A 23,588-nucleotide genomic window follows, 5' to 3' on the forward strand; every position below is an offset into this window, starting at 1 on the left:
AATACATCATACCTTGGAAAAGGTATAACGATTTAAAACTAGTAAAAATACTAGTTAATAATAATATACGAGGAGGATATATAAAATTATTAATCTTATGAAAAAAACAATAATTGTAATGTTTACATTGTCAATAATCTTTTTGAATGCATTTAGTACGAATCAAGCAAATGCTGCAGTTGGAATTAAAGAGGTAGAAGTGACATTTGAATATGGATGTGGACTAGCTCCAGTAAATCTTGAACCCACTTTATTTCCATCACCAGTAACATTTAAAGCAACCATTCCAGATAAAGTTGCAAAAGGTGAAGAGTTTTACTTAACAAATACGTCAGTATCATTAACTTTACCGTTTAACCATCCAGATGCTGCACCACCAGCAGATGCATCTCTTGAAGGACCAAATTTTAAAATATCCTATGGAAATGAAAACTCAGTAGTGCATACTTTCCTTCCGGATCTAGATATTGTTATTCCACCTGGAATAAATTATGATTATCCTGTGATGATTTCTGAGGGTACGGATGTTGGTCCTTTTATTGCCGATGAGGATAATGAAATTATTTTAAGAGCAGATGAAATTCGAATGAATTTAAAGATTAACCTAGGGGCAGGGATACCATTATCTTTAAGTTTAATGTGTCTTGTTCCGGAAAATGAAGAATTTGAAATCTTTACTGTTCCGATTGACAGCGAAGCCCCTGTCATTACACTAAATGGTGACAATCCAATGATCGTTAAACAAGGGGACCATTATGTGGAGCCAGGTGCAACAGCTGTTGATAACTTTGACGGAAACCTATCAGAAGACGAAATCGAAATCTCTGGCGAAGTTGACACATCAACCATTGGAGAGTACACAATTACTTACACTGCAAGCGATAGTGTTGGCAATGAGGCAACCGTTGAACGCATTGTAGAGGTCGTTGAACCATTCGGTTCATGGTACACAGGTGAAGGCGCTCCAAGTGATGAACTTGGTAGCAACGGAGATTCATATCTCGATCTATCAACAGGTGATGTGTACAAGCGTGATCCGAACACTTGGAATCTTGCTGGCAACCTAAAAGGCGATGATGGAAAACAAGGTTCTGAAGTTATTACGGGTTCAGGCGCACCATCTGCAGATGTAGGTGATGTTGGCGACTTATATCTCGACACCGCAACAGGTGATGTGTACAAAAAAACCGCCTCTGGATGGGATAAGATTGCAAACTTGCAAGGACCTGCCGGACCAACAGGGCCGCAAGGACCGAAAGGTGAACCTGGTTCAGGCGGAGGTGGCGGTGACGGTTCTGGCCAAAAATCAGATGATGGAAAAGGTTCATCAGGTAAAGGTGGGAAACTACCGAAAACAGCAACGAGCTTACCTACTCTTATGTTCATCGGTTCTCTCTTAATTGTTGCAGGTGGTGTCTTGTTCTTGCGTCGTCGCAAGGCAATCGAATAAAACGATTAAGCGGCTGTCGTCCTATATTTTAAAGGACTCAGCCGCTTTCTCATTTCATAAACCAATTCCGACTTTATTTTTCTTCATCGATGCTCATTTGCTTAGCTAATGATTTGCTTGTAACGTATAAAAGCTTCCATCATCCATTGTTCAGCTTCCCAAAGCTGTTCTATATGGTTTTTTTCTAAATAAGTTTGAATTGCGTCATCGGTTTTCTGAAGGCTTTGAGCAAAATCGAGTATCACTTCGTTTTCATAATCATCTTTAATAATACTTTTTAACTTCACATTTTTCTTTCCTTAAAATCTAATAAATACCACTATTTTGTTCACAATCACAATTCATAGTTTTAAATATTTACACTGACTTTTGTTAACGATAGTTTTAAAACAAGAAAAAAATGTCGAATAAAGGAAAATGAAGGATGTATTTTCAATAAAATGTAAAATAGTTCTTTAGACCCATTGTTAATATATGGGTATTCTATTAAACTAATAGCAAGATCAGGCATACGTCTACAAATTATAGCAATCCTCCTATAATCATTTTTGACTCCAAAAGTTAAACAACAAGTACAACTAGATTAGCAGAACTTTCGATAACGTCCTTTTTGACAAATGTTCTCCGCTCTGATCTAGAATTTTCATAGCAAAGGAGGGAAATTGAGTAAATAATCAGTGTTGTGAAAGCATTTGGTCGAAGATTTTTGAAAATTAAAACTATTGAGGAGGAAAATGTAATGTCAAAAGTATTCAAGTCGTTCATGTCGATGGTCATAACTGCGCTTTTACTTGCTAGTTTAACGGTTGTTGCAAGTGCACAGAATGCACCATCGGGTTATGTATTTATAGAAGAGACGCTTACCTATAACTGTACTATTAGCCTACCAATAATCCCAAATATTAATTTCAATATGCCATTGACAATTAGAGGACACGTGCCAACAGTATATACAGAAGAGCCAAAAGAACCATCAGTAAGACCTAATCAAGATTTCAAATTATTAAATACGTCAGCTACTGCAGAGGTTCCTGGAGATATAGTAGAAACCCTCGATGGTACTCTAAGATGGAATTATGTACAAGGAACTGTCACTAAATTTGAAGTTTTATCAGATAATGTACCTGCTCTATTTGACGTTGCACCTCTTCCAATTGCATCGATGCCTGTTCCTAAAGATGGATCGGACTTAGTGTTTACAGTACCTGCAATAGGTGGAATTGATATCGATCCCATTATAGCAGGCAGTTCTGGTGTGATCAATATCTCTGCGGGTAACGTCACTGCAACATTTGTAACGGCCGGAGGAGGTCTTCCAATACCATTAACTGCAAACTGTCAACCACCTAGCAATGCCAACTTAGTAGAGATTGCGATTGTACCATAAATTACAGGAAAGACACGTACCATAATCATATGGTACGTGTCAGCCCAAAGATATTTATTCATAATATAGGTTAAATTTTTAATCAAATGATTAAACTCATTTTATAACCTGATAAACAAAAACATTGAAGAAGATATTCTTTATACTTTGACTAGAAATGGAAATACATATTATTATTTCATGTGCAATGTGTTCTTTTTTTATATTTTAATAGCTAGAAACTCTAAAGTGATTCATTGAAAAAGGAGGAATTTGAAATTAGTAAATTATGTGAAAGATTGATAGTTATAGTATTCACATTTTCAATGATCTTTTTTTATTCGTTTAGTATAAATTCTGTAAGTGCTTCAAGTGCAACAAATGAAGTGAAAAAAGTATTTGATCTTGAGTGTGATATGCTGGATGGTCTTGTACAAGGAATATGGGGAAAAGTAACATTAACGACAACGTTACCCGAAGTAGTAGCACCAGGGCAACAATTTCAGTTAACAAACACCTCGCTTACCATAACCCGAGCTTTAGAGAACTATTTATGGGATTTACAAATGGGCAATTCATTAATATCTGACAGCACGTCCTTGTATATCAGTTCTGAAAACGTAGATGAAAGAATGCTTGCTATTGTTACAGATATTGTAACTCCCCCTATCTACGAAGCAGAATTTAGTTATTCTATTCCTGATGAAGGAAGCATAGATGTTGGACCATTTACTGCTGGTCAGGAAGGAAATGTAATTTTAAAAGTTGACCAAATTTCATTTATACCTGGCTTAGTTGAAGATGGAGAACCTTGGCATGGCATGCTTGTTTATGATTGTATGCCTGGAGAAAAAATAACAATTGCAACCATTCCAATCGACGGTGAAGCCCCTGTCATCACTTTAAACGGCGACAACCCAATGATCGTGAAGCAAGGGGACCCTTATGTCGAACCTGGAGCAACCGCTGTCGATAACTTTGATGGAAATCTATCAGTAGATGATATCGAAATCTCTGGCGAAGTTGACACATCAACGATTGGTGAGTACACGATTACTTACACTGTAAGTGATAGTGTTGGCAATGTGGCGACCGTTGAACGTATTGTCAAGGTCGTTGAACCATTCGGCCATTGGTTCACAGGTGAAGGTGCACCAAGTAATGAACTTGGGGTGAATGGAGATTCTTATGTTGATCTTCTAACTGGAGATATTTACAAGCGTGATACGACCAAGTGGAGCCTCGTTGGCAATATAAAAGGCGATGACGGAAACCAAGGTTCATCCATCTTAACAGGTTCAGGTGCACCATCTGCGGATGCAGGTGATAACGGCGATTTATATCTCGATACCGCAACAGGTGACCTTTATGAAAAAACGGCTGACGGATGGCAACTGCTTGCGAATCTGCAAGGACCTGGAGGACCACAAGGACCTCAAGGACCGCAAGGACCTGCTGGTAAAGGTGGATCAGGTGACGGAAGTCGTTCTGGCGATGGCTCCGGAAAAAAATCAGGTGATGATTCGAAAGTGACGGTGAAAGATGGTGATACAAAAGCCACTGGTGGTAAACTACCAAAAACGGCAACAAGCTTACCTACACTGATTCTTATCGGTGCATTTCTAGCTACGGCTGGCGGAGTGTTAGTTATACGATGTAGAAACGCAATTAAGTAAAAAAGTTAAGCGGCTTCAGCCCTGTATATTATATCGAAGGGCTAAGCCGCTTTTTATTACGTTCATAAATCAAGTGTATTGCCTCTTTAAGCCTTAGATGTCATTGATTTACTCTATCATTTACTTAACTGATAATTTTTTTATAAAGCAAGAATGCTTCCAATATAAATTGTTCGGCTTCCCAAAGATGTTCTCGTCTGTTTTCATCAACATACGCTTGAATGGCACCATCTGTTTGCTGGAGTGTATGGGCAAAATCGATTTGTTTTTGATTTACGTCTTCTTTATGTTCGAGTTCTGCTTTCCATTCGAATAGTTTTTCTGATAATGTGTCATGATCTTCGATGGCTTGTTCGTTAAAAAGCCGTTTAATATCCATCATAAACGCAAGTAAAAGTTGCTTACCTTCAATGAGAGTTTGTATTTCTTCCTCTGTTATTTCTTCTCGTGGAATTACTGAGAGATCCTTAACATACGTATCTTCGCCATCCGCTTCATACGCTGAAATAAGTGGTTGTAAATGAGCTTTGTTTGTCCCGAGCCCTATGTAAAGTCTGTATGGTTGTTCGGTTTCATCAACGACAGCTGCGTATCCACCATTGATAAAATGTTCTTTTGCTTGATTTGCAGATTCAATCGTTTCAAATGCTCCACCTTGGATTAAACTGATTGCTAATTCAAGGGTTTCTTCTTCAACTGGTAATGATGCCACTTCATTCACTTGCGCCTCTTTCCCTTGCGCATTGTCAAGGACGGATTCCTCACCGGTGAATAATGCAAGCATCAAGAACCCAAATGTTGCTCCGATGCTTAATGCTGTCAGTGCAGATACCCACACTTGTTTTATGACAGTGTTGTTCCGTTTTTTTGGGAATCGTGAGGACTTTTTTTGTGTGTTTTTTTTAAAATAGCTACGACGGAGACGGTGGTCTCTGAAGCGAGGATGCTTAACCTGGTGTTCAACATACCAATCATTCGTATCAATTATATTTTCATTGTCAGAAGAAGCATAGCGATGATGAACGTCTCGCTCTTTTCCATTTACAACAATTGTGATCTTTTTATCATTTTGTTCCACCATATCTGCGCTCCTTTATGACAGCTTGTACAATGAGTCTATGGTGGAACATTTGAATTTATGACTGCAAAACGCTTCGAATCTCAGAAATAAAATAAAGTGAACCTGTTATGATGGTAACAGTTGAATCATCACTGTTTTGATAGAGACTATCGATCACATTTTCTATATTTGGAATCACTTCATAGTTTTCTAATGTTACATGCGATTCTAACTCATCTGCTGATAATGCTTTTGGATGAGTGAACGATGTCAGTGTTAAACGATCGGCAACTTTTTCCAATCTTTCAATCATTTGTTTCACATTTTTCGTTTCTAACGCTGCAAAAATGACATGAATGTCTTCAGTTTGAAAACGGTTAGCAATCGTTTCCGATAAGCGCGCTACCGCGTGTTCATTATGTGCTCCGTCTAAAAAAATAAGCGGACGTTCACTCACCTGTTCAAATCGCCCTTTTATTGCCACTGTTCTTAAACCGGATTTCACATCGTCCAATTCAACGGTTAATCCGAAAAAGAAGTACAAATAATCAAGTGCCATAAGCGCAAATGAGGCATTTTCAATTTGGTGTTTTCCCTTCATTTGAATAAAGAGTGCCTCTTTCGTTAAAAACGGTGATTGAAAATCAAATTGTTCGCCATCCAGCTTTGAAACTCCATTTTTACTTGTAAATTCATGACCGTAACGATAACATTTTGCTCGTTTCTTTTTCGCTGTTTCCTCAATGATTTCAAGAGCTTCTCCTGTTGCTCCTGTAATAATAGGGACGCCTGATTTAATAATCCCTGCTTTTTCAGATGCAATCGCTTCTATTGTATCGCCTAATATATCGGTATGATCAGAACTTACATTCGTAATAATCGTGAGCATAGGATAAATAACATTCGTTGAGTCCAATCTTCCGCCTAATCCCGCTTCAATGATGACAATATCGGGATATGCGACTTTTGCAAAATATTCAAGTGCCATGACCGTCATTACTTCAAACTCTGTCGCTTGACCATAGTCTGTCGTCGTTTCTAATTCCTCAACGAGTGGGCGAATCTTATTCGCAATTGAGATAAAATCGTCGTCCGATATTGCTTTTCCGTTAACTGCAATGCGGTCCTTCACATCACTCACATGCGGAGAAGTAAATGTTCCAATTTCCTGTTCCGCTTCCATTAACATTTGTGCCAGATATTCAATTGTTGACCCTTTTCCGTTCGTTCCAGCAACGTGAATTGTTTTCAATCTACGCTCAGGATGATTCAATTTTTCAAGCATCCATTCCATGCGTTCAAGTCCCGGTTTGATACCAAATTTCAACAATCCTTGCAACCAATCAAACACTTCTTGAATTGTATTCACCGTAGTTCACTCCTTTTGCAAAACAAAAGGCGAGAAGATCCACCTCACATTTAAGTTCGACTCGCGAACTTGAAAAAACTCACCAGATGGAAATCATACCTCGCCTATTTGTATTTTTTAAAGCACATTAAACTATGAAATCGCTAAAGGTCTGTTCTATTTGCCACGTCTTGAAAAAATTTATTCACTGCGTTCATACGCACGCTAGAATCCTTATTTAATCTCGCTAACTAGCGCTATAGCGATGGAAGTCTCGCTTCACAGTTTGAGTTCAGCCATGCGTTGTTTCACGAGTTGTCGTTTTTCGAGATAATCTTTTTCTTTTGCTCGTTCTTCTTCAACAATTTTTTCTGGTGCTTTGCTCACAAACCCTTCATTTGAGAGCTTTTTCTGAACGCGCTCAACTTCTATTGTTAGCCTGTCGTACTCTTTTTTCAAACGTTCAAGCTCTTCCTCAATGTTGATCAGCTCTTCAAGTGGCAAGTAAATTTCTGCGCCTGTTATGACTTGTGTAACCGATTTTTCTTGTGGTTTTGCGTCGCTTGAAATCGTTAAAGCATTCGTATTACAAAATCTTTCAATATACGCTTCGTTCTTTTTTAAAATTTGTTCGATTCCATCTGACATCGGTTTCACATCCATTGCAATCGGTTTGCTCGGTACCACGTTCATTTCGGCACGGATGTTACGAATCGTACGAATCACTTCTTGAATAAGTTGCATTTCTTCAAGTGATTTAGGAGCATGCCACTTTTCTTGCTTTTCTGGCCATGTTGCAACAGTAATGGAATCGCCTTTGTGCGGCAGATGCTGCCAAATTTCTTCTGTTATAAATGGCATGAATGGGTGCAAGAGACACATCGTCTGTTCGAGTACATAAGCAAGAACAGAACGTGTCGTTTGCTTTGCTTCTTCATCCTCGCCGTAAAGTGTCAGTTTCGCCATTTCAATGTACCAATCACACAGATCATCCCAAATAAAATGATACAATTTGCTTCCAACTTCGCCAAATTCATATTTCTCACTTAACGTTGTAACTGCTTCAATTGTTTCATTTAATCTCGTTAAAATCCATTTATCCGCGAGTTGCATTTCTCCATCTAAAGAAATCTCATCATACGTTAAACCGTCCATGTTCATAAGTGCAAAACGCGATGCGTTCCAAATTTTATTTGCAAAGTTCCAGGCTGCTTCGACTTTTTCCCAGTAAAAGCGAAGGTCATGTCCAGGCGCGCTACCTGTAACGAGGAAATAGCGAAGAGCGTCTGCGCCATATTTGTCGATGACTTCCATTGGATCGACGCCATTGCCTAATGATTTACTCATTTTTCTTCCCTCTGAGTCACGAACGAGTCCATGAATGAGAACGTCTTTAAACGGACGTTCACCTGTAAATTCAATCCCTTGGAAAATCATCCGTGCTACCCAAAAGTAAATAATGTCGTAACCCGTAACGAGTACATCAGTTGGATAATACCGTTTGAAGTCTTCTGCTTCTTCATCAGGCCATCCCATCGTTGAAAATGGCCAAAGCGCAGAACTAAACCACGTATCGAGTACGTCTTCATCTTGTTCCCAATTTTCACTGTCTGCTGGTGCTTCATGCCCGACATAAATTTCGCCTGATTCTTTATGGTACCAAGCCGGAATCCGGTGTCCCCACCAGAGCTGTCTTGAAATACACCAATCCCGAATATTTTCAATCCAACGTAAATACGTTTTTTCAAACCGATCAGGAACAAAATTCACTTTTTTATCCGATTTTTGCAATTCAATCGCTTGTTCAGCGAGAGGTTGCATTTTAACGAACCATTGTGTCGATAAATACGGTTCGACGACGGCACCGCTACGCTCAGAATGTCCGACAGAGTGAACGTGATCTTCAATTTTGAAAAGAACGCCCTGCTCTTGTAAATCTTTAACGATTTGCTTACGGCAATCGAAACGATCTAGCCCTTCGTATGGACCCGCATTTTCATTCATTGTACCATCTTCATTCATGACGAGAATGCGTTCAAGATGATGTCGATTTCCAATTTCAAAGTCATTCGGATCATGAGCTGGTGTGATTTTAACCGCTCCAGAACCGAAGTCCATATCGACGTAATCATCTGCAACAATCTCAATTTCACGATTCACAATCGGCAACATGACTTTTTTTCCAATTAAATGTTTGTAACGTTCGTCATTAGGGTGAACGGCTACTGCAGTATCACCGAGCATTGTTTCGGGACGAGTCGTAGCAACTTCAATATGACCTGAACCGTCTTTTAACGGATACTTCATATGGTAAAATGCACCTTGAATGTCTTTGTAAATGACTTCAATATCTGATAATGCCGTTTTCGTTTCTGGGTCCCAGTTAATGATATATTCGCCACGGTAAATGAGCCCTTTCTCGTATAGGTTAATGAACACTTCCTGCACCGCTTTCGATAACCTTTCATCCAGCGTAAAGCGTTCGCGAGAGTAGTCGAGACCGAGACCGAGCTTTGCCCATTGTTTCCGAATATGATCAGCGTATTCTTCTTTCCATTCCCACGACTTTTCGAGAAACTTCTCACGACCTAAGTCATAACGACTCATTCCTTCTTCACGTAGTTGCGCTTCGACACGTGCTTGTGTTGCAATCCCAGCATGGTCCATACCCGGCAGCCATAGTACATCATAACCTTGCATCCGTTTCATTCTTGTGAGCATATCTTGCAACGTGGTGTCCCACGCATGTCCAAGGTGAAGCTTTCCTGTTACATTCGGTGGTGGAATGACGATTGTATATGGCTTTTTCTTCGGATCAGCTGTTGCCTCAAAATAGCGCCCATCAAGCCAATACGCATACCTATTTTCTTCCGTTTTTTTCGGGTCATACTTTTTCGGCATTTCTGTATTCATCTTTGATTCCTCCAACTATTATCGTTCTGAGCAATGTGTAAAAAAACAAAAAAACTTCCATCCACAAAAAGGACGAAAGTTAATTCCGCGGTACCACCTTTATTCACAACTAAAATAAATTGTGCTTCTCATCAACATATCGGTGTTTAACCGGCTTCTCCTACTTTCATAGTTCAAAGAAGCTGCTCAAGGGTGACTTCTGCGCTGCGTTCCTTAAGAAATCTCTCAGCTACTGATTTCTCTCTCTTATAAGGTGCATTTCACATACTAATCCCTTTCATAGCATATCAAATCATTCAATTTGCTTAAATTTTACCGATTTTGCCATGAATCGTCAAGTCCATATGAACGTATTGTGTTATTTATACATACATTATGAACAACGAACGATGAGGAGGATAAAAAATGAATAGGTTCGGGAAAAAAAAGCAATATTATCGCCGTTTAAAATACCCACCGTGGTTGCTAACAGTTAGAGACACATGTGCTGCTTTCGTACTGCCATTAACGATCTTTCAATTTATACGCACTTTGCTGCTACCGACACCATTTGATGTCATTCTATTATTAATCCTTATCGGACTATCACTTTCATTGTTTCTTGAATGGTTTTAATCATGATTGATTTTCTGATTTCACTGGGATATACAAAATCTGACCTTCTTCAACTTGTTCATCGTGAAGCCGATTTAGTCTTGCGATTTGTGTAGGTTGAAGCTCATATGACTCCGCAATGGAATCAAGCGATTCTCCAGGTTGAATAATGCGCATGCGCAACCGTGAAAATTGCTCTTCTTCACGTGTCAGCATTTTTGTTAAATACAAAGCGTTTTCAGACCGGGTTTTCTGTTTGTTTTCTGTTTTATCTATTTCACCAATGTTAGTTTCTTGAAGCCCTTCAACATCCGACTCAACTTCTTCAACAGTTCGAACTTCTTCTACTTCAACAGGTTGCTCTTCATTTTCAAGCGTTTCAACTATGTCTTCTTCACTTTTATTACGTAACGACTCAAGTGCTTCATTCGGCTCGTTCTCTTCTTCACGACTTTTTAATTCGAATTGAGGACCGCTGTTTTGACGTTCCTCTTCTTCTTCCGTGTGCTCATTCTGAACCTCGTCCACTTCATGCAAGTCCATCGTTACTTCTTCTCTTTGACTATCAATCATGAACGATGTTTTATCTTTCACGTAAATGTCTTTCACTCTTTCTTCAAAATCATAGTTGTCAATAGGATCGTTTTCGTTCGTTTGCTCTTTTTGAATCCCTTCAATTGCTAATTCTGCGGACATTTGCAAGTTGCTTGCGTTCGGAATTCGATAATCAAACGTTTCCACCGTAACAACAATGTCATCGAGACTCTCGACACGATTGTTCGGGATTGTAATTTCAACAGGAAAATGATGTTGAAATTCAACTACATTATCATCAAGTTTACGAACTTCTTGTACTGAACGAAACGACATTTGCTCACTTGACCGTTCTAACGTCTCTTCTTTCTCAGACGTATGTTCTGAACGTTCGTATTCTCCACCTAACCGCAATGAACCTTTAATTGTTACGTAATCCCCTGTTTCTTCAACGTTAATGTCCGGCTCTAACGAGATCGATAGTATATTGTCAATTTCATCTCCTTGCTTAAACCAAATCGATTCATCAACGTTAAATTTTAATGAGTTCGTCATGCTATCATCACCTTTCTTCGTGCACCTCGATATAGTACAGGTTTATGCGGTGATAAAAACGAATATGATTAAAGAATGCAAGTGATACACGAAAATACCCGTACTCGATTTAAAATTTTGAGTACGGGTTTAAACGATTCTATTTACTTAATTTCTCGAAGGCAACACGAACGGCTTCAATTGTTTTTTCAATATCTTCATCACTGTGCGCCGTTGACAAAAACAGACCTTCGAACTGCGAAGGCGGAAGAGAAATGCCTTCTTGTAGCATCGCCTTAAAATAAGCAGTAAAATGGTCAAGATTAGACGTTCGTGCTTTTTCGTAATTCGTCACCTCTTCGTTCGTAAAGAACATGCCAATCATCGATCCTGCACGGTTGAACGTAAGTGGGATTTCAAAATCGTTGGCAGCTTTCGTTATGCCGTCTTCAAGCAAGTTCGCTTTTCTTTGAAATTCTTTATATGTCTCACGATTTAATTGTGAAAGCGTCGCATAGCCTGCAGCCATCGCAAGTGGATTACCAGACAGCGTTCCTGCTTGATAAATCGGACCGCTCGGTGCAATTTGTTCCATAATTTCACGTTTTCCACCATACGCACCTACAGGAAGTCCACCGCCGATGACTTTCCCTAAACACGTTATGTCCGGAGTCACGTTAAAATAGCCTTGAGCACAATGATAATCTACACGAAAACCTGTCATCACCTCATCAAAAATAAGCAAGCTGCCATGTTGTTCGGTAATTTGACGTAGTCCTTCTAAAAATCCTGCTTCTGGCGGAACAACGCCCATATTTCCGGCTACTGGTTCAACGATGACGGCCGCAATGTCATCACCAAACTGTTCAAAAGCAAGTCTGACACTTTCTAAATCGTTGTAAGGCACAGTTATCGTGTTTTTTGCAATACTTTCAGGAACACCAGGGCTATCAGGTAGTCCAAGTGTTGCAACTCCCGAACCAGCTTTAATGAGCAACGAATCTCCATGTCCATGGTAACAGCCTTCAAACTTTACAATTTTATTTCGATTCGTATATCCTCTTGCGAGCCGCAATGCACTCATCGTCGCTTCTGTGCCAGAGTTCACCATACGAACAACTTCAACGGATGGAACACGTTCGATGACTAACTCAGCAAGTTTCGTTTCTAATTCATTCGGCGCTCCGAAACTCGTTCCTTTCTCGGCTGTTTCTTTAATTGCTTCAATTACCGTATCATCAGCATGTCCTAAAATAAGGGGCCCCCAAGAAAGAACGTAATCAATATATTCATTCCCATCGAGATCGTAAACTTTAGAACCTTTTCCTTTTTCGATATACACTGGATTCATGTCAACATTTTTAAACGCACGAACCGGGCTGTTTACTCCACCAGGCATGACGCGCACTGCTTGTTCAAATGCTGCTTTTGAACGTTCAAAAGTTCTCATCAATAGCACCTCACCTTTATTCGTTTTTCAACCATGTAGCTACATCTTTTGCATGATACGTAATGATTAAGTCTGCACCAGCACGTTTCAAACTCGTTAACGTTTCGAGCACGACTTCTTTTTCATCGAACCAGCCATTTTGAACGGCTGCTTTCACCATCGAATATTCTCCACTCACATTGTACGCGACGATCGGATACGGGAACGAATCTTTTAATTCGCGAATGACATCCATGAACGCAAGTGCTGGCTTGACCATTAAAAAGTCCGCCCCTTCTACTACGTCAGATTCCGCTTCGCGAATCGCTTCAAGCCGGTTAGCAGGATCCATTTGATACGTCTTCCGATCTCCAAACTGAGGTACACTTCCTGCCGCATCTCGAAATGGACCATAGTAAGCAGAAGCGTATTTCACTGAATACGACATAATCGGAATATGTTTAAAACCTTCTTCGTCTAGTGCTGTCCGAATCGCAGCGACAAAACCATCCATCATATTTGATGGTGCAATAATATCTGCCCCCGCCTTCGCTTGTGAAACAGCTGTCTTCGCATGTAGCCGCAGACTTTCATCGTTTTCAACATATCCGTCTTGAATGACACCGCAATGACCATGATCTGTATATTGACATAAACACGTATCCGCAATAACCGTCAACTGTGGATGCGTTTCCTTCACTTGCATAATCGCACGCTGAACGATGCCTCGCTCCGCATATGCTTCTGATCCGGCGTCATCCTTATGGTCAGGTACTCCGAAAAGCATAATTGCTTGAATCCCAAGTGCTGTGATTTCTTCCATTTCAGTTTGTACCTGATCGAGCGACAAATGATACACACCTGGCATCGAAGCGACTTCACGCTTTATTCCTTCTCCTTCAACAACGAAGAGCGGATAAATTAAATCGTCTGTATGTAATTTATTTTCACTTACGAGCTTTCTTAAACTTTCTGTTCTTCTCAGTCGACGGTGGCGTTGAAAATGAAGTTGCTTTTCACTCATTTCGATTCCTCCTCGTTATTCAAAAACTGTACAACCTCTTGCAGTAAACCTTCAGTCGTATTTAAGTTTGCGACAACATTTGGTGTAAGTCCATGCTTATGCATCGCTCGTTCAGTTATCGGACCAATTGCAGCTAAACAAGTTTGATTTATTTTACTTCGCCAATCGACTGAATCAAGAAGTGTCACAAAATGATTGACAGTGGAAGGGCTTGTAAATGCGATGACATCCAATCGTTCTGAGGTGACTTCTGTAGCAAGGTCCGCTTGAGCCTCTTCATTCATTCCTGTTTCGTATGCGACAACATCTTCGACGTGAATCCCGCGCTGGCGCAATGAATCGGGTAAAACGTCTCTCGCTAAATTCCCTTTTGGGAATAAGACTCGCTCTCCTCGTTTTACATGTTTCAATAACTCGTCAGCTAATGCTTCAGCTGTATAATCTCCAGCCGGAATCACGTGAGCATCAAACCCTTGCACCTCGACTGGTTCACGAGTTTTCTCTCCGACGACGGCAATTTTCATATTGTCGAGCCATTCAGATGGAATCTTTTCTGAGTGTACGATTGAAAAAAATGCCTTCACACCATTTTGGCTCGTAAATACAAGCCAATCAAAAGAGCGCATATCGTTCACCGCTTCAACGAGCGGTGTACGATCTGTTGGATGATGTATTTTAATGAGAGGGATAACGACTGGAATACCACCTAACGCACGAATCTGATTCGCAAAATTTGCAGCTTGTGCTTTTGCACGAGTAATTAAAATCCGCTTGCCTTCTAATGGTTTAGCGCTCATCATGATCGATCTCTTCTTTCACTCGATCTAATATTTCTTTTGCTCCTCGTTTCATCAATTGTTCAGCTAATGTACACCCCAGCTGCTCAGGGTGATCCCCCTCAAGTGTATCACTTATAATCAACTTGCCATCCGGTTCACCAACAAGCCCTGTTAAGCGCACGTGATGATCCGACACGAGCTCAGCATATGCAGCAATCGGAACTTGGCAACCTCCTTCCAACTTGTGCAAAAAAGCACGCTCCGCTGTAACCGTCCGCATCGTCTTTTCATCATTAATTTTGGCAAGTAGTTGTATCATTTCCTCATCATTTTCTCGACATTGAATCGCTAATGCTCCTTGACCAACAGCCGGCAAACAATCATCGATTGCCATGTGCTCAGTTATAATGTCATCAGACCAGCCCATTCGTTCTAGACCAGCGACAGCTAATAAGATCGCATCATACTCCCCTTCATTTAACTTGCGCAAACGAGTTTCAATGTTTCCACGAATCCATTTAATTTCTAAATCTGGACGTTTCGCTAGAATTTGCGCTGATCTTCGTAAACTGCTCGTTCCAACAATCGCTCCACTCGGCATTGAAGCGAGTGATGAGTATTTTTTCGAAATAAGTGCATCGCGATGATCGGCACGCTCGGGAACACTAGCAATCATTAATCCTTCAGGAAGTATGGCAGGCATGTCTTTCATACTGTGAACTGCCATATCGATTTCACCATTTAACATAGCGAGTTCTAGTTCTTTAACGAAAAGACCTTTTCCACCAACTTTTGACAACATTACATCCAAAATACGGTCACCTTTTGTCATAATTTCTTTCACTTCAAATTCAAATGGTAAATTTAACTCTTTTAACCGATCAATCACCCAATTCGTTTGCGTTAAAGCGAGATTACTTGTACGAGAACCTACAACTATTTTTTTCATGAGTCCCTCCTATGTTTTCGAGTTCAAAAAGGTTGATTAGACGCAAAGTCGACTCTTGCAAAATTAGATATACAACGTCCACACTCGCCAAGACTATGCATGAATCAACGTACTCTAGTGCTTTACAATTCACGCGAACACGGGCTAAAAACGTCGGACACTTATCATCCTTCTACAATACTTCATTCGATACATCTTTTGTTTGTTCAATGAAGTAGTGTTCAAGGTATGCTGACTAACATACCCGATGAAGTATTACTTAAATCCAGTGCGTACGAGCATTTGTAGTACATCCTGTCCACACGATGTTCGCGCCTTTAGCAAAAAAACATAAACTTATAATAAAGAAGTGCGCTATATCTTCTACACCTTTTTGAACAATCCACTATATAAATGGTTACCACCAATGAAACGTGGAAAAAGATTGAGATAGAAATATATTAATTAATAAAAATAAATAAGCAGCAATGTTAATAAGTGCTAATTTCTTTCCGTGTTCTTGTTTCATTATTTTCATATATAACAAAAAGCTATACATCATTAATACGATAATCGACGTCACGACTTTAGCATCGAAGTAAAAAAATGTATCGAGTGTAAGATGTCCCCAAATGGCACCCCAGATTAAACTAATGAGCAAAAGTGGGACACCGATCATTGTGAAAAAGAGTGACATTTTTTCTAGCTCAGGCAAACTACCAAAGCGACCTAACCTGCGGAAATTAATTTTATTTTTTAAGATTTCATATTGAATGAAATACATGAGCGAAAACACAAATGCAAGCGTAAATGCAGCATAAGCTAAAAAAGCCATTGCAATATGCATAAAGAAAAGTTCTGTCGTCATCGTTTCTGTGATGAATGGCAATAATTCCGTTTCAGGAGAAAATACATAAACGGACATCATAATAAACCCAATTATATTTGCAAAAAATACAAAAAAATCAATCCGTGAAAACCAATTAATTAAAAGTGATAATGTAACGATTAACCAAGATACGAAATAAAGTCCTTCATACGGTGTTAAAATTGGAAAACGGTTTATTTGCATAAGTGTAACAAAAAAATAAATGATTTGTAACACCCAAACAATAGAAAGCAACCAGAAAGCAAAGCGATTTGCCTTCCGGTTGTTCTGTAAGAAATCTATAAAATAGCCGAGTAAGGATACGACATAAAAAATAACAGCACATTCATATATCCAGTCAAAATCGTGCAATCGCTTGCCCTCCTCTCCTTAGGGGCGGAGCGGTATTTCAGCGAATTGTTTGTTGGTCGACCGTGAACCTTTCACTTCCTTGCTTTCAGTACTTGTTTTTGACACTATTTGCTTATCTTTTTCACGTGCGACTTCCTCTTCAATCGCAAATATTTTAATAAACGTCTCCATTACTTGCTTCGCTTCGGGTTCCGTTGCGGATTCTTTCAATCCTAAAATCGGATCACGTAGCATCTGATTAATGATGCTTTTCGTATGTTTACGGATAACTTTCAATTCTCTTTCTGTTAGATCCGGTAGCTTTCGCTCGATGCTTGACATCGTTTGTGCTTGAATCGATAATGCTTTCGTCCTCAGCGCTGATATAAGCGGAACAACTCCGAGCGTCGTTAGCCACGTATCAAATTCTGCTATCGCATCAACGATCATTCCTTCAATCGTTTTTGCAATCTTTTTGCGTTCTGTTAAGTTATCATCAACGATTTTTTGTAAATCATCGATGTTGTACAAAAACACATTTTCAAGTTCATCAAGTGCTGGATCGATATCTCTCGGAACCGCAATGTCAATCATAAATAAATGTCGACCTTTACGTTTTTTAATTAGTGGCTGTACAATGTCTAACGTGACGATGTACTGTTTCGAACCGGTCGAACTAATTAAGATGTCACATTCAGTCATTGCCTCTTGAAGGTGTGTGAGCGGTAGAGCTTTCGCTTTCAATGAAGAGGCTAATTGAACAGCATTTTCATATGTTCGATTAATAACCGTTATCGCTTTAACACCATTGCTTTGCAAATGTTTCGCAGTTAATTGGCTCGTTTCTCCAGCACCGAGAATCACGACACGTTTATTTTTTAAACTACCAAAAATCGACTTTGCTAACTGGACCGCAGCATAGCTAACTGAAACAGGTGATTCATCGATACCTGTCTCATAATGAGCACGCTTTGCCAACGTAACTACTTGCTTAAACAACTCATTAAAAATCGTTCCCGTCGTTCCTTCTTCCTGTGCAAGTATAAAGGCATCCCTTACTTGACCGAGGATTTGAGTTTCACCTAAAATCATCGAGTCTAGCCCACAAGCGACGTTAAAAAGATGGTTAATAGCCGCTTCATTTTCATAAATCGTTAAAAACGAGGCAAACTTTTCCTGTTTAATGGAAAACCATTCACTTAAAAATGCTTTTGTATAATAACGACCTGTATGCAATTGATCACAAACGACATAAATCTCCGTGCGGTTACATGTAGACAAAATTACGTTCTCAAGTATACTTTTTGAGTGGCGCAATGTTTTAAGTGCTTGAGGGAGGTTTTCGTCATCAAACGTCATTTTTTCCCTAATTTCAACTGGTGCAATGTTATGATTAAGACTGACTGCAATTACGTGCAAAACGTTCACCCTCTACATAAGCTTCTTATTTAATTTTAGCATGATTTTGGATAGACTGATCAATACTTTGTGAAAGATATATGAACCGTTCATATGACTGACTGAAGGCAGTATAGCAGAAGTTTCGACACGGATCAAAAAATGAACGTTTACAACAAAACAGAACTCTAGTCATTTTACAGATAACTGTTTTTTTAATTACTGTATGGCCATAAAATATGTATGCAAACTGATGGAGACTACTATAGTAGGTATACCCGTATGTGCGTGATTTTATACGAAAAAATAGACTCTAATTCAAAATGATCAGAGTCTATTTCTAATGAATCAATATATGTATGTAACATCAATTCGTGATTTAAACAATTCATTTTGGACAAAAGCGATTGTCACTCAAAGCCAGCCTTTAGCTTTACGCTAACACTTAGTTAAACAACGTAACAGCTCGGAAAAATAATAAATTCGCTTATAAAAAAACGAAAGACTACCATTCGTAATTTTTATTTTTCCAGTCATAATCATTTGCGAAGGTTCCTTTCTCCCCTCCACAATTTCCAACCAAGCCTCTTTCGTACCTGATAAAACAATTTTTGCCTCTTTAAGTTCAATTTCTGTTCCAACATACGTATGAGCCACTTCTCCATTTACAATGTCAACATATACGAACTGATCCATTTCATCTCGTAAAACGAGAGCAAGTTTTAAAGTCAAGCCTTGTTTACATCGATTAATCCAATTCCAGTAATTTGGATCAACACTGCTTCTCCTTTCTTCTGTAGGACCTTTTTTCATTTCATGTCCAAGTAACACAACCCATGAAAAACTAAAAATTTCTTCTTCCATCAAAAAGCCCCCTTCTTATTTATCACGTGTCCATCGCCTGTAAAATCTTGCAAATAACCGACGCTAGAAACTTGCTATCAATGAATAAAAGTTTCTTTGTTCATGATTAAACGGATGAGGGGTTCTATAAGATATCATATAGTGACTCTTTAAGGAATGACATAGGTATTTCACACAATTCTAATGAAGGTATTCGATTGACAGAAACCACCTTAATAAAATATATCGTCCGCGTTGAAAAAACAGACTCTAACGACGAAAAGCTTTTTTCACATTTTAAATTTCAAAACGGCTAGTCTTTTCTCCTTTTCGGAATTAACGAAAATGGTTCATGGACAAGTGGGGATAAATGAAAATAGGCTTTATGAAAATCAAAAACATTCATGAAAGAATTAATGCTTTCCCTCCAATCCGTAACATTTAAAAAGAAAAACTTCAATTATTCATAAACTTGAAGACTTTCGTCAAATTACGGCAAACTACTTATATAGTGATTAAACTGAAAACGTTAACTGTTGGATTTATTACAGCTACCAATTTAGACTACCAGTTGCCGATTAATAACGAGGATTAAAGTCGCTTGACATTTACCAGTTTGTTAACGAAAATAATGGACACTTATTCAAACAATGACAAGTATCCATTAACGAAGAGAGAATTTGTAGTCATCCAAAGAGTATCGTGGAGAGAAAGTGTCAAAGAATTGCAGGAGCGTTACAAATAAGTGAATACACTGTCCAAGATTACGTGAAATCAGTCATTAAAAAATTAAACGCTAGAAACCGTACAAAAGCGGTTGCATAATTGATTCGCCAGGTATTATTGAATGAAGCTGACCGCTCAGTTCACGAGAATACATAGAAAAAGATGTAAACACAGTGAAAGTGATTACATCTTTAAAATAATGTTTTGATCGCTTGCCATACATGTTCTTTACCCTCGCCTGTTTCAGCTGAAAAAGCGATGAGCGGATCGTTTGAATCAATACGTAATGTATGACAAATCTGCTTTAATTGTTTTTCGCGTTTTCCTTTTGAGATTTTATCCGCTTTCGTCGCTATAATGATAACAGGAATTTCATAAAATTTAAACCAATCATACATTGCAACATCATCATTCGTCGGTTCGTGGCGAATATCGATGACGAGCAAAGCACCGCGCAGTTGTTCACGATTTAAAAAATACGTTTCGATCATTATACCCCAATCTTCACGTTCCGCTTTCGAAACTTTTGCATAGCCATAGCCTGGTACATCGACGAAGAAAAACTGTTCATTGATAAAATAAAAATTTAATGTTTGAGTCTTACCAGGCTTTTGTGATGTTCTCGCTAAATTTTTGCGATTAATCATTTTATTAATAAACGAAGATTTCCCAACATTTGATCGTCCTGCAAGGGCGATCTCTGGAACGTTCAATTCAGGATATTGAGAAGGCTTGACTGCACTAATGACAAAATCTGCTTTCGTTACTTTCACTTATCCTTGCCTCGATTCAATGCAATATCCAACACTTCATCTAAATGTGACACCGAAATAAACGTTAAGTCTGTGCGCACACTTTCGGGAATATCGTCAAGATCTTTTTCATTTTCTTTCGGAAAGATTATTGTCGTTAACCCTGCACGATGAGCACTTAAACTTTTTTCTTTTAATCCTCCGATCGGCAATACCCGTCCACGTAACGTAATTTCCCCTGTCATACCTACTTCTTTTTTTACAGGAATGCCAGTTAACGCAGAAATAAGTGCAGTTGCAATCGTAATGCCTGCCGAAGGTCCGTCTTTTGGTGTGGCACCTTCAGGTACGTGGATGTGTATATCATTTTTTTCATGAAAATCAACAGGAATGTTCAGTTGGTTAGCACGAGACCGAATATAGCTAAAAGCAGCTTGAGCTGATTCCTTCATCACATCGCCTAAACTTCCTGTTAAAATTAACTTGCCTTTTCCAGGATAGATTGAAACTTCGATTGATAGTGTATCGCCTCCTGAAGGTGTATAAGCAAGCCCTGTCGCAGCTCCGACTTGGTCTTTTTCTTCTGCTTGTCCGTAGCGAAACATTGGTTTACCGAGATAACTTTCTAAAGTATTGTCAGTCACGACAATTCGCTTTTTATCCGTTGTTATGATTTGTTTCGCGGCTTTTCGACATAATGATGCAATTTGCCGTTCTAAATTACGTACGCCGGCTTCCCGCGTATATTGGCGAATCAGTTTAATAATTGCACTCTCACGAATTTGGAGCATTCCTTTTTCTAACCCATGATTTCTCAGTTGTCGCGGAATTAGATAGTCTTTTGCGATGTGTGTTTTTTCAATTTCGGTATAGCCTGCAATACGAATCACTTCCATGCGATCGAGAAGCGGTCCTGGGATCGCAGCGATATTATTTGCTGTTGTAATGAACATGACTTTCGATAAATCGTAAGCTTCTTCAATATAATGATCACTGAATGTGCTATTTTGTTCGGGATCAAGTACCTCTAGCAAGGCAGATGATGGATCACCGCGGAAATCGCTAGCCATTTTGTCAATTTCATCTAGTAAAAACACAGGGTTAATCGTACCAGCTTTTTTCATCCCTTGAATGATACGACCGGGCATTGCTCCAACATACGTTCTACGATGACCACGAATTTCCGCTTCATCGCGGACACCTCCGAGTGAAATTCTTACAAATTTACGATTTAATGCTCGAGCAACAGAGCGGGCAAGTGACGTCTTCCCAACACCAGGGGGACCTGCAAGACAAAGAATTGGACCTTTTAACGATTTTGTCAATTGTTGAACAGCTAAATATTCAAGGACACGTTCTTTTACTTTCGTCAATCCGTAATGATCATCATTTAACACCTTTTCTGTATGCTTAATATCAAGCTTGTCTTCTGTCTCTTTCGTCCATGGTAATTGAATAAGCCAATCGAGGTAATTTCGAAGCACGGCACTTTCGGCAGAGCTCGTTGGAACTTTTTCATACCGATCAAGTTCTTTCAATGCCGTCGCTTTAACGTGTTCAGGCATGCCGATTGAATCAATCTTTTCTTTTAATTCATGGACTTCATCAAACTTTCCTTCTTTCTCTCCAAGTTCTTTTTGAATGGCTTTCATTTGTTCGCGTAAATAATATTCTTTCTGTGTTTTTTCCATTGATTTTTTTACACGCTGACCAATTTTTTTTTCAAGATCGAGAACTTTCTTTTCATTGTTTAAAATTCGAATTAAAAGATTCAGTCGCTCTTTTATATTAGACGAATCTAAAATTTGTTGTTTTTCTTGAATTTTCAACGTAAGGTGTGATGCAATAACATCTGCTAATCGGCCAGGCTCATTAATATCTTGCACAGATGCGAACGTTTCTGCTGATATTTTTTTTGATAAATTGACATATTGTTCAAATAAATCTAATACGGTTCTCATTAATGCTTCTACTTCCAAGTCTTTGCTCGTTTTCTCTTCAATCAGTTCAACATTCGCTTCAAAGTATTGCTCTTTTCCTGTAAAATTTTTAATTTTTCCTCGTTGAATTCCTTCTACGAGAACACGAATTGTACCGTTTGGAAGCTTAAGCATTTGCTTTATTTTTGCATACGTTCCGATTTGATAAATGTCACTTTCTGTCGGCTGATCGAGTGAGACTTCTTTTTGTGCGGATAAAAAAATATGTTGATCCCCCAACATAACGGTTTCTAAAGCCTGCACTGATTTTTCACGACCGACGTCAAGGTGTATAACCATCGATGGATATACGAGTAAACCCCTTAATGGCAACAGTGGGATTGTAATCGTTTCAGATTTTGACATGTACTACACCTCCGACAAGCCTTTAAATGTATGTTCAAAAAGATGGATTTACGAGAAGCAAAGTTCAGCTAAATACGCAATATCCTATTGAAACACCTACACAAGCAGATTGCGTGCGTTGAGGTTCGAAGGGCGGTTCTGAGCCACAAACTTATCTAAGTTGTATAAACTTCTGCACTATCGTTTGCCGCATAAAAGCAGCACATTTTAAGGTACCGAATGTTTACCTAGAGAGTCTTGTTCTGAAATTAACTCAGAACAGCGTACTCAATCAAAAAGATTTGCACTTTCTATAATTAGAAGATGTGTACGAAGTTAGCAGAAGAATCCTTATTTTGTACGTGAAGTGGAAGAGCAAGCTGATAAAGAAACTTAGCTAATTTTAAATCCACATTTAGTCGCCCATAAAATGATAAGTTTAAATATTCCTAAAAGATTTACAGCCTATCGTTTTTTATTTCCTGGACTTTTTGAACAATCTCTTTAAAATAAAAAAGTTTCTTATTTTAGTTTACAGTATTAAAATTGCATTTGCGAATTTTTGCCTTTTATTACATTACATCCATTATAAAAACTGAACTTGTCTTGTTCCTGTCCTTGTAGACGTTACCTTACGGTGCAAGTGACACGCACAGACAACGTCTGCATGAACTAAATCACCTGCATCTCA

The 23,588-nt window shown here is 38.9% G+C and carries 19 protein-coding genes and 1 other annotated feature; of the genes, 5 read left to right on the plus strand and 14 right to left on the minus strand.

Translation table 11 applies throughout. From position 1 onward, the window contains the following. Positions 1-97 precede the first annotated feature (97 nt). A complete protein-coding gene (locus ABU914_RS11190; protein ID WP_379669817.1) occupies positions 98-1,450 on the plus strand; it encodes an immunoglobulin-like domain-containing protein in 1,353 nt (450 codons plus the stop codon). Positions 1,451-1,551: 101 nt separating this feature from the next. Here the strand turns inward: ABU914_RS11190 and ABU914_RS11195 are convergent, their stop codons facing one another. Beyond that, positions 1,552-1,737, minus strand: a complete 186-nt coding sequence (locus ABU914_RS11195) for a hypothetical protein (protein ID WP_379669818.1) — start codon at positions 1,735-1,737, stop codon at positions 1,552-1,554. A 452-nt stretch (positions 1,738-2,189) separates the two neighbouring features. On the opposite strand from ABU914_RS11195, the gene ABU914_RS11200 reads away from it, so the two are divergent. Together ABU914_RS11200 and ABU914_RS11205 are read left to right on the plus strand one after the other, a co-directional pair. Then, positions 2,190-2,837, plus strand: a complete 648-nt coding sequence (locus ABU914_RS11200; RefSeq protein WP_379669819.1) for a hypothetical protein — start codon at positions 2,190-2,192, stop codon at positions 2,835-2,837. A gap of 236 nt (positions 2,838-3,073) precedes the next feature. Then, entirely contained in the window at positions 3,074-4,492 is a 1,419-nt protein-coding gene (locus ABU914_RS11205) for a DUF5011 domain-containing protein (RefSeq protein ID WP_379669820.1), read from the plus strand. Between the two features lie 124 nt (positions 4,493-4,616). Here the strand turns inward: ABU914_RS11205 and ABU914_RS11210 are convergent, their stop codons facing one another. The 3 genes from ABU914_RS11210 to ABU914_RS11220 all read right to left on the minus strand — a co-directional run bounded on the left by ABU914_RS11210 (position 4,617) and on the right by ABU914_RS11220 (position 9,813). Then, the gene (locus ABU914_RS11210) at positions 4,617-5,573 is read right to left on the minus strand and encodes a hypothetical protein (protein WP_379669821.1); all 957 of its coding nucleotides are present in this window, start codon (positions 5,571-5,573) and stop codon (positions 4,617-4,619) included. Positions 5,574-5,628: 55 nt separating this feature from the next. Then, positions 5,629-6,921, minus strand: a complete 1,293-nt coding sequence (locus tag ABU914_RS11215) for a bifunctional folylpolyglutamate synthase/dihydrofolate synthase (RefSeq protein WP_379669822.1) — start codon at positions 6,919-6,921, stop codon at positions 5,629-5,631. Positions 6,922-7,179: 258 nt separating this feature from the next. Further along, on the minus strand, positions 7,180-9,813 hold the full coding sequence (locus ABU914_RS11220) for a valine--tRNA ligase (RefSeq protein WP_379669823.1): 2,634 nt from the start codon (positions 9,811-9,813) through the stop codon (positions 7,180-7,182). Positions 9,814-9,878: 65 nt separating this feature from the next. Continuing rightward, positions 9,879-10,103 (minus strand) — a binding site (T-box leader). 115 nt (positions 10,104-10,218) lie between these two features. Between ABU914_RS11220 and ABU914_RS11225 the strand changes: the two genes are divergently transcribed. Beyond that, entirely contained in the window at positions 10,219-10,428 is a 210-nt protein-coding gene (locus ABU914_RS11225) for a hypothetical protein (protein ID WP_379669824.1), read from the plus strand. Here ABU914_RS11225 and spoVID read toward each other — a convergent pair whose 3' ends face one another. The 8 genes from spoVID to ABU914_RS11265 form a co-directional block, all read right to left on the minus strand. Then, entirely contained in the window at positions 10,429-11,496 is a 1,068-nt protein-coding gene (gene spoVID / locus ABU914_RS11230; protein WP_379669825.1) for a stage VI sporulation protein D, read from the minus strand. It lies immediately after the preceding gene. A 139-nt stretch (positions 11,497-11,635) separates the two neighbouring features. Next, positions 11,636-12,925 (minus strand): glutamate-1-semialdehyde 2,1-aminomutase, encoded by a 1,290-nt coding sequence (gene hemL / locus ABU914_RS11235; RefSeq protein ID WP_379669826.1) that lies wholly within the window; start codon positions 12,923-12,925, stop codon positions 11,636-11,638. Positions 12,926-12,941: 16 nt separating this feature from the next. Beyond that, on the minus strand, positions 12,942-13,928 hold the full coding sequence (gene hemB / locus ABU914_RS11240) for a porphobilinogen synthase (protein WP_379669827.1): 987 nt from the start codon (positions 13,926-13,928) through the stop codon (positions 12,942-12,944). Beyond that, positions 13,925-14,728, minus strand: coding sequence for a uroporphyrinogen-III synthase (locus tag ABU914_RS11245; protein ID WP_379669828.1), 804 nt, complete (start codon positions 14,726-14,728; stop codon positions 13,925-13,927). Before ABU914_RS11245 ends, hemB begins: the two co-directional genes overlap by 4 nt. Further along, a complete protein-coding gene (hemC, locus tag ABU914_RS11250; RefSeq protein WP_379669829.1) occupies positions 14,715-15,656 on the minus strand; it encodes a hydroxymethylbilane synthase in 942 nt (313 codons plus the stop codon). Before hemC ends, ABU914_RS11245 begins: the two co-directional genes overlap by 14 nt. Positions 15,657-16,053: 397 nt before the next feature. Continuing rightward, positions 16,054-16,875, minus strand: coding sequence for a cytochrome C assembly family protein (locus ABU914_RS11255; RefSeq protein ID WP_379669830.1), 822 nt, complete (start codon positions 16,873-16,875; stop codon positions 16,054-16,056). An 18-nt stretch (positions 16,876-16,893) separates the two neighbouring features. After that, positions 16,894-18,273 carry a glutamyl-tRNA reductase gene (hemA, locus tag ABU914_RS11260; protein ID WP_379669831.1) on the minus strand — a complete coding sequence of 460 codons (1,380 nt, stop codon included), beginning with the start codon at positions 18,271-18,273 and terminating at the stop codon, positions 16,894-16,896. A gap of 417 nt (positions 18,274-18,690) precedes the next feature. Continuing rightward, positions 18,691-19,116, minus strand: coding sequence for an SCP2 sterol-binding domain-containing protein (locus tag ABU914_RS11265; protein WP_379669832.1), 426 nt, complete (start codon positions 19,114-19,116; stop codon positions 18,691-18,693). 681 nt (positions 19,117-19,797) lie between these two features. Between ABU914_RS11265 and ABU914_RS11270 the strand changes: the two genes are divergently transcribed. After that, on the plus strand, positions 19,798-19,920 hold the full coding sequence (locus tag ABU914_RS11270; protein ID WP_379669833.1) for a LuxR C-terminal-related transcriptional regulator: 123 nt from the start codon (positions 19,798-19,800) through the stop codon (positions 19,918-19,920). Positions 19,921-20,012: 92 nt separating this feature from the next. Here the strand turns inward: ABU914_RS11270 and yihA are convergent, their stop codons facing one another. After that, positions 20,013-20,594, minus strand: a complete 582-nt coding sequence (gene yihA / locus ABU914_RS11275; protein WP_379669834.1) for a ribosome biogenesis GTP-binding protein YihA/YsxC — start codon at positions 20,592-20,594, stop codon at positions 20,013-20,015. Next, a complete protein-coding gene (gene lon / locus ABU914_RS11280) occupies positions 20,591-22,918 on the minus strand; it encodes an endopeptidase La (protein WP_379669835.1) in 2,328 nt (775 codons plus the stop codon). The genes yihA and lon overlap by 4 nt, the downstream gene beginning before the upstream one ends. Positions 22,919-23,588: the final 670 nt, after the last annotated feature.

Source organism: Pueribacillus sp. YX66, assembly GCF_041725775.1.
Lineage (GTDB): Bacteria > Bacillota > Bacilli > Bacillales > UBA6769 > Pueribacillus.